Source organism: Lysinibacillus sp. FSL K6-0057, from assembly GCF_038630885.1.
Lineage (GTDB): Bacteria > Bacillota > Bacilli > Bacillales_A > Planococcaceae > Lysinibacillus > Lysinibacillus fusiformis_F.
Genome location: NZ_CP152047.1, coordinates 500,033 through 512,611 on the forward strand (window position 1 = coordinate 500,033; position 12,579 = coordinate 512,611).

Consider the following 12,579-nt stretch of genomic DNA (forward strand, 5'->3'; position numbering starts at 1 on the left):
CTTCACTCACTTCCGTTCGCTCCAGGGTCTCCTCTGTGACGCTAAATCCCCCTAGGAGTGACGCTGGCTCCACTCCAATCAACCATTCTGTAAAAATGTCTTTCCCTCTTTCATACTAGTAGTAGTGAACAAAATAACTCATTATTTGTATGATTAGAGAGAGGATAGGCTCTTATTTTCAATGTGGAGAGATGATTAGTCACAACAACCCTCAATAAAAATGAGTAGTGTACACCTTCATTTTATTTGTACAACCTTTGTTAAGACGATAACACTTTTATGGATTGGGGTGGAAGGCCTTTTCACCTTTCACAAATATTCTATTGATGGTATTGTCATTTGTTAAATAATTGTAATTGCTCGATTCTATGGATTGCTTCACGTAAACGTTCTTCGCTTACCAGCAAACCGATACGGACGTAGCCTTCGCCATATTGACCGAAACCATTGCCAGCTGCCACAGCAATATCAGTTTTTTCAAGCAATAGATCGGCAAATTGTTCGCTTGTATAGCCTAGTGGTACAGGAAGCCATGCGAAGAAGGAGCCTTTTGGAGCCGTAACATGCCAGCCGATTCTTTGAGCTTCTTCAATGAGTACATTTCGGCGACGCTCATAAGTAGCTCGTAGTTCATCCGCACATTGTTGGGAAGCTGTCAGTGCTACTGCTGCTGCTTGTTGAATAGCAGGGAATTGACTACAAAACAGATGATCCTGAATAAGATTAATAGCAGCAATAATCTCCGCATTCCCAACGGCGAAGCCTATACGCCAGCCTGCCATATTATAGGTTTTCGATAGGGTATACATTTCAATCCCAACTTCTTTTGCACCCTCTGCTTGTAGGAAGCTAATTGGTTTATTCCCGTCAAATCCTATTGCTCCATAAGCAAAATCATGTGATACGATAATATTGTGCTCCTTCGCAAAACGAACGGTTTCTTCAAAAAACGCAAGTGTTGCTGTACCACCTGTAGGATTGTTCGGGTAATTTAGGTAAAGTAGCTTTGCCTTTTCTTTCACTTCATCAGATAATGCATCATAATCAGGTAAGAAATCATTTTCAGCAAAAAGCGGCATCACTTCAAAATTAACATCCCCTAATACGACACCTGATAAGTAATCTGGATAGCCAGGGTCTGGTAAGAGCATCGTGTCGCCAGGGTTTAACACAGCTAAAGGTAGTTCAACTAGACCGATTTTTGTCCCACCAAGAATCGCTACCTCTGTGTCAGGATTTAGTTCCACATGATATTCACGTTGATAAAAGTCGGCAGCTGCTTGGCGTAATTCAGCGATACCTCGAAACGGTGAATATTTATGGTTTTGTGGGTTTTCAGCCGCCTCCTGTAATGCTTGAATGATGTGAGGAGGCGTGGGTTGGTCGGGATTTCCTTGCCCAAGGTTAATGACATCACGTCCTTCTTCTAAGGCCGTGTTTACTTTTTGAACGAGTGCTGCAAAAAATTGAGTGGGTAGTTGCTGTAGTTTTTTAGAGAATTCCATGCATAATCACCTTTTTCAGAATATAATAATTATTATTGAAGAATATGAAGCAAATAGTATTACTTTTTCTGTTAATTGTCTAGAGGAGGAATAGATATGAAAATCGGTTGTATTCAATTAAATGTAGGCTTTGGCAAAGTTGAAGAAAATTTTGCACGTGCTGAGGATAAGATTCGAGAAGCTGCAAAACAAGGGGCAGAAATCATTGTGTTACCTGAAATGTGGAATACAGGCTATGCTTTGGAAAAACTGCCTGAGCTAGCGGATAGCGATGGGGGGCGGACAAAAGCCTTTTTAGCTAAACTAGCTAAGGAACTAGATGTACATATTGTAGGTGGCTCTGTTTCAACAAAGAAAGGCGACAAATTTTATAATACGATGTATACCTTTGATCGTAATGGAGAGCTTGTAGGGGAATATAGCAAGGCACATCTTTTCCGTTTAATGGACGAGCATCTTTACTTAGAGGCAGGGAATGAAATGAATCGTTTTGCTCTAGGTGACATTGAAGCTGCTGGTGTTATTTGCTATGATATTCGCTTCCCAGAATGGTTACGTGCCCATGCATTACAAGGAGCAAAGGTATTATTTGTACCAGCGCAGTGGCCAACTCCAAGGATTGACCATTGGAAAACATTGCTGCAGGCTCGTGCAATTGAAAATCAATGCTTTGTGATAGCAGTTAATCGTATTTCGAAAAAGGTAGAAAACTTTAATGGGCAATCTATGATTATTCAGCCTTGGGGAGAAGTACTTTGGGTTGGTGCTGAGGACGAGGAAGTAGCGGTGATCGATGTAGACTTTTCGATTGTCGATGAAGTACGTGGAAGAATCCCTGTTTACGATGATCGCAGACCTGGACTGTATCAGGATGTAGTTGTGAAAGGGTAATAAAGGGGCACGCATAGGAGGGGAGATCCCCTTTTGAGCGTGCCAACTTTTTTTCTAGCTCTTATCCTCGATCAATGAATTGGCTAGTAGCATAAATTCAAGTGTAATGCGGTTATGCCCCTTCATAAAATTTTTTCCTAGTAAACTTTCAAGCTTTTTTAAGCGGTGATAGAGTGTTTGACGCACAATAAACAATTGGTTCGCTGTTTGCTGTTTAGAGCCGTTTGTTTGTAAATACACCTGTAATGTTTCGAGGAGCTTGCTATTGTTTTTTTCATCGTATTCAATAACGGGCTGTAAATAGTCGTATATCACTTCCTGTAAATTTACTTGCATTTGTAATTTATAGATTAAATGATATAAATGCAGATCATCATAAAAGAACGAGGACGTTTGTACCTTTCGACAAATATATAAGGTTTCTAGGGCAGTTTGATAGCTTTTAGGAATTTCATCAACATCACAAACCACTTTCCCAACGGCTATCTGATAACCCTGTGTTTGCTGCTTTTTATAAAATTCAGTTTTGGGTAAGGAGGAAAACAGGTTATTTAACATATCACGAGTGGCTTTACTATCTTTTGTATGAAGTAAAATAAAAATAACATAGCTCTTTCTTTCAAATAAAAACGGAATAAAACCATGCTGCTCAAAGAGATTACGATAATAAAGCTTACTATAGACAATATCCTCTTGTGTCTTTGTCAAAGTATGAGGAGAGGCTAAAATAAAGACAGCACCACTAGATTGTGTGTAGTTAGCGTAATGTGTAACGATAAATTTATAGATTTCCTCCTTAGATAGTTTTTGATCAATCCAATCGGCTAAAATCGAAGCATCCTCAATATTCTTTTTTTCCTCAATATAAAACTCTCGCATTAAAAGCTGTGCTAACGCTGTTGCTGTACGATCCAATATTAATAACTCAAACTCTGAGAAAAGCCCATCTTCTCGATAAAGTGTTAAATCGGCATAATGTTGATCAAAAATAAAAATAGGCTCATGTTTAAACTGCTGAGTAGACTTGTGCAATGCTAGTAATTGCTGACGCTTTTTGTGTGCCATAATCGGAAAAAAGATAGGCGCCCGTCCCTTAATGGAAAACATGATTTGTGTTTTCAACTCATTATACATATTTTGTAAAATATCCTCTGTATTTTGTCCTAAGACTGCATTTTTGTTCAAAGCTTGTGAGTAAGATTCTAGCGAAGAGATCAATAGATATTGCTGATTGATAATTTGGCTATGTAAATCCTGTGTAATACGAACAAAAGGAACCGCTTCATGAAAAACGATAATAGGAAACTGATGACGGTTAGCTAGTGCCAATATTGCTTCAGGAACTGCTTGAATAGAGGAGCCATATTCAATACAAAGAGCGGCACAATTTTTTTGAATAATGGCTTCTATAAATGCAGTAAAGTCCTCAATGCTATGTTGGAGACTTATCCCCGTTGTTAATACTAACTCTTCACCAACTAAAAAATTATCAACATGTATGATTTCTAGAACATGTGCCCATTTGACGATTCTTGTTAATCCCTCATGACCTGCTACTACCTCTGCCTTTTGAAAATATTTATTGTTCAAAACATCTAGTACTTTTAGTTGAAATGGGCTCAATTTTGCCCCTCCTTTCGACATACTTACCTTTAGGTTAAATTTGATTATTTCTGCTTAGTGCTACAAATTATCTTAGAAAATCGTTTTTAAATTATTTTAAGAATATTTAGTCTATTTTACATTATGTATAAAACAAAAGTATAGAATTTTACAGTTTGTCTATTACTTCAACGTTATGAAAGATGTAAGATTTTTGTAAGCGATCAAGCAATTTACTAAAAGAGGTGACAGATATGGGGCAACAAACGCATTTGCAAAGAGGATTAAAAAAGCGGCATATGACGATGATTGCGATTGCCGGAGTAATCGGTGCTGGTCTATTTATGGGAAGTGGCTCGGTCATAAACTTAGCTGGCCCAGGGGCAATTTTATCGTATATATTTGCAGGAATTATCGTTGTATTAGTTATGCGTATGTTAGGTGAGATGGCGGCTGTCAATCCAACGAGTGGGTCGTTTGCACACTATGCACATGAAGCCATTGGTCCGTGGGCAGGTTTTATGATTGGATGGCTGTACTGGTTTTTCTGGGTGATTGCGATTGCTTTAGAGGCAACAGCGGCAGCAGCCATTATTCAATATTGGTATGACGGGATTCCTTTATGGCTAGTAAGTCTGTTATTAACCGTAGCACTTACTTTAACAAATGTTCTTTCTGTCAAAGCTTTTGGTGAGTTTGAGTATTGGTTCTCTCTTATTAAGGTTGCAAGTATAGTCGTTTTTCTTGGTCTTGGTGCATTTATTATTTTTGGTATCGCCCCCAACTTTAATGCTGTAGGTATGACCAACTTAGTTGAACAGGGAGGTTTTTTACCAAACGGTTTTGGCGCTGTTCTAATGGGTGTCGTCATAGTTATCTTTTCTTTTATGGGGACAGAGATCGTGGCCATTGCTGCTGGTGAATCGGATGAACCTTTAGCAGCTGTTACGAAAGCTACCAATTCTATTACTTGGCGTATTTTAATTTTCTATGTGGGTTCTATAGCAGTTGTTGTGACGCTATTACCTTGGCATTCCTCAGATATTTTAACAAGTCCTTATGTAGCGGTACTTGACTATATTGGTATTCCTGCTGCTGCACAAATTATGAATTTTGTTGTTTTAACTGCAGTATTATCGTGCCTAAATTCAGCACTTTATGCTACATCACGAATGGTGTTTTCTTTAGCGGAAAAAGGAGAAGCACCAAAAGCGTTTTTAAAATTAAACAAAAATGGTGCACCTGTCAATGCCATACTTGCCGCAACATTTTTCTCGTATATTGCGGTCATAATGAATTATGTTTCGCCAGATAAAGTATTTATGTTTTTATTAAGTTCTTGTAGTGCTATTACGTTAATTCTTTATTTAATCATTGCCTTTTCACAATTAAGAATGCGACGAAAGATTGAACAAGAAAATCCAGAGCTATTAAAGGTGAAGATGTGGCTATTCCCGTATTTAACGTATTTCACAATACTAGCAACAACAGCATTACTCATTGCGATGTTCTTTATAGAGTCAATGCGCTCACAAATTTTATTTACATGTGTTATTGTGGCCATTGTGATGATTTTCTATATGCTTACTCAAAAGAAAAAGGTGATTAAACAAGCCGATGAATCAAGTTCCCTTTTCACAAAAGACGAGTTTGATTTTGAACAATAAGACGATGAAGGAGTGATCCATTATGACAGTTCAACAAGAAATGAAAACGCTAACACATTTTATCAAAGGAGAAGAGGTAGCAGGTACAAGTAACAGATTCTCAGAAGTATATAATCCATCAACAGGTGAGGTCATTGCAAGAGTACCGCTTGCTTCTAGAGACGAGGTAAAGCATGCTATTCGGCTTGCAAAAGAAGTCTTTCCAGCATGGAAAAAAACATCCATTGGTAAGCGGGTAGAAGTATTACATCGATTCCGTCAGCTGTTAGTAGAAAAGCAGGAAGAGCTTATCGCTGTGATTTGCCAGGAAAGTGGGAAAACAAAGGAAGACGCGAAGGGTGAAATTGTTCGGGGGATTGAATCAGTGGATATGGCAATCAGTGCCCCACAAATGCTAAAAGGGGAGTACTCCGTTAATGTGGGTGGTAATATTAATGCCTTTTCTGCCAAGTCGCCACTTGGCGTAGTGGCTACGATCGCACCATTTAATTTCCCTGTTATGGTACCTCTCGCAATTACAAGTATGGCTGTTGCAGTGGGGAATGCCGTTATTCTAAAGCCATCTGAACGTGTACCTATCTCAGCATTATACTTGAGCCAATTATGGAAAGAGGCAGGTCTGCCAGACGGTATTTGGACAGTTGTCAATGGTGACAAAGAGGCAGTGGATGAATTGCTAGAAAACAAAGAGATTCAAGCTATCTCATTTGTTGGTTCCACGCCTGTTGCTGAATATATTTATCAAACTGGGACAAAGCACAATAAACGTGTGGCAGCATTTGGTGGTGGGAAGAATTTCATGATTGTTATGCCAGACGCCAATTTAGAACAAACAGCAAATGCCTTTTTAGGAGCAGCATATGGCGCAGCATCTCAGCGCTGTATGGCTATTTCCGGTGCACTTGTTGTAGGCAAGGATACGGAGCAACGTTTTACGGAAATATTGAAAAATAAAATTTCTCAACTAAAGGTTGGGCCTTATACAGAGCAAGACGTCGATTTTGGTCCAGTCATCACTAAACAGTCCAAGGATACAATTATACGCTATATCGATGGGGCAGTCAGTGAAGGGGCAAATCTTGTCATCGACGGAAGAAATCCAAAAGTATGTGAAACGTCTAATGGTTTTTATCTTGGTCCCACTTTACTTAATCATGTCACACCAGAAATGACGATCTTCAAAGAGGAGGTCTTTGGTCCAGCACGTATTGTAGTGGGGGTGGACTCTCTACAAAAGGCTATCGATTTAATAAATGATCATGAGCTTGGTAATGGTGTCACAATGTTTACAAGCAGTGGAGCGGCGGCGCGTAAATTCCAAGAAGAAATAGAAGTGGGCATGGTAGGGGTTAATGTGCCAATCCCAATCCCAGTTGGCTATCACAACTTTGGTGGATGGAAACGATCTAAGTTTGGTGAAGGGCATATGTTTGGCCCCGATCAGGCGAGATTCTTTACAAAGGCAAAAACGATTTCTGAACGTTGGCCCGATGAGACAGAGGATACAGCAAGCTCCTTTGCGTTCCCAAGTAATGACGATGCGAAAAACTAATGTAAGAAAAATAATAGTAAGGGGTGTTTGGCGATGACGCAGATTAATCTTAAAAGTGATGTATTAGCAAAGGATGAGCAATATGTATGGCATTCCATGAAACCTTATAATCCGCAGGCTACGTATGTGGTGGAGAAATCTGATGGTGCAAGAATCATTGATACAGATGGTGTAGAATATATTGATGCGATGGCTGGGCTATGGTGTGTCAACGTTGGTTATGGTCGTAAAGAATTAGCGGATGCGGCACATGAACAAATGATGAAAAATGCATATGCACCTTTATCTCAGGGACATTTGCCTGCAGTAGAATTAGCTGAAAAGCTAAATGAAATGCTTGGTGGCGATTACGTTATTTTCTTCTCTAATAGTGGGTCAGAGGCAAATGAAACAGCATTTAAAATAGCGCGACAATATCATCAGCAAAAAGGGCAAAGTTCTCGCTATAAAGTTGTCTCTCGTTACCGTGCGTATCATGGTAACTCCTTTGGGGCATTAGCGGCAACAGGGCAGGCAGAACGTAAATATAAATATGAGCCACTGTCACCAGGTTTTATCCATGTTGCACCACCTGATCAATATCGTGAACATGAAAGTGATACGAGCGCGCCATTAGATTTAGCAAGTGTAAAGGCTGTAGATAAAACCATGACATGGGAACTGAGCGACACGATTGCAGCGATGATTTTAGAGCCTATTATTACAGGTGGTGGTGTCATTATGCCTCCAGAAAACTATTTAAAAGGTATTGAGGAAGTATGTAAAAAACACGGCGCTTTAATGATTGTGGATGAGGTTATTTGTGGTTTTGGTCGAACAGGTAAGCCCTTTGGATTTATGAATTATGGTGTAAAGCCTGATATTATTACGATGGCGAAAGGAATTACAAGTGCTTATTTACCACTATCAGCTACAGCGGTAAAGCGAGAAATATATGAGGCATTTACAGGCTCAGATGCATACGGCTATTTCCGCCATGTAAATACATTTGGTGGCTCACCAGTGGCATGTGCAGTCGCATTAAAAAATATTGAGATTCTTGAGCAAGAGGCGTTATTTGACCGTTCTAAGGAAATTGGTGCTGCAACACTTGAAACATTGCAACAAGAATTACAGCATCACCCAAATGTAGGGGATGTACGAGGCAAAGGTTTATTGATTGGAATTGAATTAGTAGTAGATAAAGTTTCGAAAGAACCTTTACCAGTGGAGAAAGTGAATGCTGTCATTGCAGCATGTAAAGGGCAAGGGGTCATCATTGGGAAAAATGGAGCTACCGTAGCAGGGTTTAATAATGTCTTAACGTTATCACCACCACTTAATATTGCACAAGAAGATCTTGACCGTATACTAAATGTGGTTGTGAATAGTTTAAATACGCTATAGTGACTATTCATAAAAGTTCTAAAAGCCGGGTAATAAAGGCTTTTAGAGCTTTTATTGTAGTACTTTGGAGCATAAATGAGCTATAGGGATATTTATTATAGCTCAATAAAAATAATTATAAAATTCAGAAATTTATTAAAATAATACTGGAAATATTAGATTTCATAGTTTATAGTTGTTAAAAAATAATTAATTTTCTGATAAAAATTTTAAGAAATGTCCTGATAGGGTATATTTTTTTAATCACTTATTTTCAGCAGTGGAATAAATACATCTTGTAATTTGAACTATACTTTCTGATTAAAAGCAATTGTGATAGTTGAGGAAGCGATGTCTTGCCTGAATTGAATTGTCTAATCATAAGAAAATATAGTTAATTTTTTACCTACTTATTTTCAGCAGTGGAGAAAATAAATGTTTTTTGGTAATTATATTTCTTAAATTAAATTATAAGAAATATTTTTATATATTTTTACAAAGGGAGTAGATGAGATGAATTATGTTAAAAAATTGGTTTTTGTAATTCTATGTACGTTGCTTTTAGCAGCATGCGCAGAGAAAGACAATTCTAACGCATCAAATACTGGGGATAAGTCTACTACAGAATCAGGTACAGCTAGTTCTAAAAATGAACTTGTCATCGCTGTAAATGAAAATTTTATTTCAATGGATCCGCATAACACAGGGGATACTAATTCGAGTTCTGTACAGGAGACAATGCTAGAAGGTTTGCTAGGCTTCGATGCAGATGGACAAATTATTAAGGTTTTAGCAGATGATTATTCAATTAGTGAAGACGCTCTTGTCTATACGTTCAAACTTAAAGAAGGGGTTACCTTCCATGACGGGGAACAGTTTAATGCTGAGGCTGTAAAGGCCAATATTGAACGAATCATGAATGATGAAAGCTTACGCTTATATTCTCGTGGCTTTAGCTTAATCAGCAATGTTGAAATTCTAGGCGACTATGAAATTAAAGTTACTTTAAAAGAACCATATGGACCAATGATTACTCGATTCGGAGTTGCCAAAATGATTAGTCCAAAAATGATTAAAGAAAATTCAGCAGATATACCTAAAAAACCTGTTGGTACAGGTCCTTATAAATTTGTGGAATGGGTACAAGGAGACCATTTAACAATTGAAAACTTTGATGGCTATTGGGATGGTGGAGAACGTGTTGCTAAAATCACCTATAAACCAGTGCCAGAAAACGGATCTCGCGTAGCGATGCTAAAAGCGGGTGATGCACAGGTTATCTATCCAGTGCCAGCTCAAAATATTGATGAGCTTTCTAATAGTAAAGATGTAGAAGTTAATAAGGTTCCTTCTACAATTGCACACTATGTTTCCTTAAATACCTATAAAAAACCTTTGGATGATATTAAAGTTCGACAAGCCTTTAACTATGCGGTGGACAAGGATGCTTATTTAAAAGTGGTGAATGCAGGGCTGGGTGTACCATTAGACTCCATTATTCCTTCCAAAACCGTTTATTATAAGCAACAAAAAATGTATGAACACAATATTGAAAAGGCAAAGGAATTGTTAGCTGAGGCAGGCTATCCTGATGGCTTCGATATTGAAATCTGGGGGAACACAAACTCGGATACGATGAAAGGCATGCAGTTTATTCAACAACAGTTAGGTCAAATCGGTGTAAAAGTAGAAATTAAATCAATGGAAGAAGGCACTTTATCAGACGAAATCTATGGTGCACAAACACCAGATGATGCGAAATTACAAATGTGGTATGTGAGTTGGTCAGCCTATGCTTCGGATATAACGAATGCGACAAAGCCTCTTTTCCATAGCGTATCATTCCCACCAAATGGTGCAAATACAGCTTACTATCATAATACGGAGGCAGATCAATTAATGGATGAAGCTAATTCCATTTCAGATGTAGATCGCCAAGCTGAACTATATGAAAAATTACAGGAAGTCGTTTATCAAGATACACCTTGGATTTTCTTAGGGGTAGATGAGGTTGTATATGGTGTACGTTCAAATGTCAGCGGTGTACTAGTAAACCCGACAGGTGGACTAGATGTGAAAAATGCAAAAGTGGAGTAAAACACAATAAAAGGAATTGATGCTAGTCAATTCCTTTTCTACAAAATAGAAAGGAGGAAGGCGGCGTGTGGAAATATATAGCAAGAAGAACCGTTGAAATGATACCGATATTAATTGTCATTTCCATATTAACATTCTTATTCATTCATTTCATACCAGGTGACCCTGCACGATTAGTAGCTGGTAAAGATGCCACGCTAGAAGATGTTGAAAATGTACGGCATGAGTTGGGTTTAGATAAACCCATTCTTAAACAATACGTGGATTATATGAAAAATCTTATGACGGGTGAGCTTGGCACATCTTTAACAACAGGACTACCTGTCATTGATATGTTTAAAACAAGGTTTATGCCTTCTCTTCATCTTACTTTCCTTTCCATGTTTTGGGCTACATTAATGGGTTTGGTGATTGGTGTTCTTTCTGCCATCAATAAAAACAAATGGCCTGATTATTTTGGAATGGTAACGGCTGTTTCTGGCATTTCGATTCCAGGATTTTGGCTGGGCTTATTATTGATTCAATTATTTTCAGTGCAGCTAGGGTTATTTCCGACAGGTGGATTAGACGGCTTTTCTAGTTATATTTTACCCTCCTTGACCTTAGGAGCTGGCATTATGTCAATGATCGCTCGATTTACTCGTTCTTCCATGCTTGAAACGTTACAAGCAGATTTTATAAGAACAGGGAGAGCAAAAGGACTGAAAGAACACTCCGTTATTGTGACCCATGCTTTAAGAAATTCCTTGATTTCTGTGGTAACAGTAGCAGGCTTACAATTTGGATTTCTCTTAGGAGGATCAGTGGTAGTGGAGACAGTCTTTAGTTTTCCAGGAATGGGACGACTTCTAATCGATTCGATCGCATTTCGAGATTATCCCGTCATTCAGTCTGCACTGCTGTTATTTGCATTTGAATTTATTTTAGTCAATTTAATTGTTGATGTGCTTTATACCGTGTTAAATCCAAAAATCCAATTAAATTCTTAAGGGAGGGAACAAAATGACTTCACCAACTACTGTGCAAAATAGCCAAGTGCAAAATACACAAAAAAAATACTCTCCTCTTAAAGAATTTTGGAAGTCTTTTAAAAAACAAAAGGCTGCTTTGGTAGCAAGTATCTTTATAGGATTGTTAATTGTAGTCGCTTTTATTGGACCTTATATCGCACCGTACGATCCTTTTGAACCCAATTATGATGCTTTATTAGAGGGACCAAGTGCAAGTCATTTGGCAGGAACGGACGAGTATGGTCGAGACATTTTTAGTCGTTTGATAGTAGGCGCAAAAATATCCTTGATGGTGAGTTTCAGTGCCGTATTTTTAGGCCTAATACTAGGAACTATTTTAGGTTTAATTAGCGGTTACTTTGGTGGGTGGATTGACAAAATCATCATGCGTAGCTGTGATGTACTGTTTTCATTCCCTGATTTATTGTTAGCGATTGCCATTGTAGCCTTATTGGGTCCTGGTATTAATAATGTCATCATTGCTGTGATGATCTTTAGTGTGCCATCTTTTGCACGTTTAGTCAGAGGTGCTACATTGAATGCGAAAGAGAATGTATACGTAGAGGCAGCACAATCAATGGGAGCTTCGCATGTTAGAGTGCTGTGGAAACATATTTTCCCTGAAACCATTAGTGAATTAATCATCTTTGTCACAATGCGTATAGGAACAGCCATTTTAGCAGCTTCTGGTTTAAGTTTTTTAGGCTTAGGTGCAAGCCCTGAAATGCCTGAGTGGGGAGTAATGCTAAGTAGTGGGCGTGACTATTTAGGAACATCTTCGCACGTAGTCATCATGCCAGGCATTGCAATATTTTTAACCGTACTAGCATTTAACTTAATAGGTGATGGATTACGAGATGTATTAGATCCAAAAATAAAAAATAATTAAG

9 protein-coding genes are annotated in these 12,579 nt (G+C 38.3%); 7 read left to right on the top strand and 2 right to left on the bottom strand.

All coding sequences use genetic code 11. The annotated features are described in order from the left end of the window. Window positions 1-335 precede the first annotated feature (335 nt). Window positions 336-1,505, bottom strand: coding sequence for a pyridoxal phosphate-dependent aminotransferase (locus MHB40_RS02370; RefSeq protein WP_342533823.1), 1,170 nt, complete (start codon window positions 1,503-1,505; stop codon window positions 336-338). Between the two features lie 96 nt (window positions 1,506-1,601). On the opposite strand from MHB40_RS02370, the gene MHB40_RS02375 reads away from it, so the two are divergent. Next, window positions 1,602-2,396 carry a carbon-nitrogen family hydrolase gene (locus tag MHB40_RS02375; RefSeq protein ID WP_342533824.1) on the top strand — a complete coding sequence of 265 codons (795 nt, stop codon included), beginning with the start codon at window positions 1,602-1,604 and terminating at the stop codon, window positions 2,394-2,396. A 54-nt stretch (window positions 2,397-2,450) separates the two neighbouring features. On the opposite strand, the gene MHB40_RS02380 is transcribed toward MHB40_RS02375, so the two are convergent. Then, window positions 2,451-4,019, bottom strand: coding sequence for a PucR family transcriptional regulator ligand-binding domain-containing protein (locus MHB40_RS02380; RefSeq protein WP_342533825.1), 1,569 nt, complete (start codon window positions 4,017-4,019; stop codon window positions 2,451-2,453). A gap of 233 nt (window positions 4,020-4,252) precedes the next feature. On the opposite strand from MHB40_RS02380, the gene MHB40_RS02385 reads away from it, so the two are divergent. From MHB40_RS02385 to MHB40_RS02410, 6 genes are all read left to right on the top strand, one after another. Beyond that, window positions 4,253-5,665 carry an amino acid permease gene (locus MHB40_RS02385; protein ID WP_342533826.1) on the top strand — a complete coding sequence of 471 codons (1,413 nt, stop codon included), beginning with the start codon at window positions 4,253-4,255 and terminating at the stop codon, window positions 5,663-5,665. 22 nt (window positions 5,666-5,687) lie between these two features. Further along, entirely contained in the window at window positions 5,688-7,217 is a 1,530-nt protein-coding gene (locus MHB40_RS02390; RefSeq protein WP_342533827.1) for a CoA-acylating methylmalonate-semialdehyde dehydrogenase, read from the top strand. A gap of 33 nt (window positions 7,218-7,250) precedes the next feature. Beyond that, a complete protein-coding gene (locus tag MHB40_RS02395) occupies window positions 7,251-8,603 on the top strand; it encodes an aspartate aminotransferase family protein (protein WP_342442384.1) in 1,353 nt (450 codons plus the stop codon). Between the two features lie 492 nt (window positions 8,604-9,095). Continuing rightward, a complete protein-coding gene (locus MHB40_RS02400) occupies window positions 9,096-10,679 on the top strand; it encodes a glutathione ABC transporter substrate-binding protein (protein WP_342442385.1) in 1,584 nt (527 codons plus the stop codon). A gap of 65 nt (window positions 10,680-10,744) precedes the next feature. Next, window positions 10,745-11,668: an ABC transporter permease subunit gene (locus MHB40_RS02405; protein ID WP_205446714.1), complete on the top strand. Its 924-nt coding sequence runs from the start codon at window positions 10,745-10,747 to the stop codon at window positions 11,666-11,668. Window positions 11,669-11,681: 13 nt separating this feature from the next. Beyond that, complete coding sequence (locus tag MHB40_RS02410) at window positions 11,682-12,578, top strand: ABC transporter permease subunit (protein ID WP_342442386.1); 897 nt, start codon at window positions 11,682-11,684, stop codon at window positions 12,576-12,578. Window position 12,579: the final 1 nt, after the last annotated feature.

Bases quoted from the DNA above. Each gene is read 5' to 3' on its own strand.
- MHB40_RS02400 (WP_342442385.1), top strand. From the start codon at position 9,096: ATGAATTATGTTAAAAAATTGGTTTTTGTAATTCTATGTACGTTGCTT.
- MHB40_RS02390 (WP_342533827.1), top strand. From the start codon at position 5,688: ATGACAGTTCAACAAGAAATGAAAACGCTAACACATTTTATCAAAGGA.
- MHB40_RS02375 (WP_342533824.1), top strand. From the start codon at position 1,602: ATGAAAATCGGTTGTATTCAATTAAATGTAGGCTTTGGCAAAGTTGAA.
- MHB40_RS02370 (WP_342533823.1), bottom strand. From the start codon at position 1,505: ATGGAATTCTCTAAAAAACTACAGCAACTACCCACTCAATTTTTTGCA.
- MHB40_RS02385 (WP_342533826.1), top strand. From the start codon at position 4,253: ATGGGGCAACAAACGCATTTGCAAAGAGGATTAAAAAAGCGGCATATG.
- MHB40_RS02395 (WP_342442384.1), top strand. From the start codon at position 7,251: ATGACGCAGATTAATCTTAAAAGTGATGTATTAGCAAAGGATGAGCAA.
- MHB40_RS02410 (WP_342442386.1), top strand. From the start codon at position 11,682: ATGACTTCACCAACTACTGTGCAAAATAGCCAAGTGCAAAATACACAA.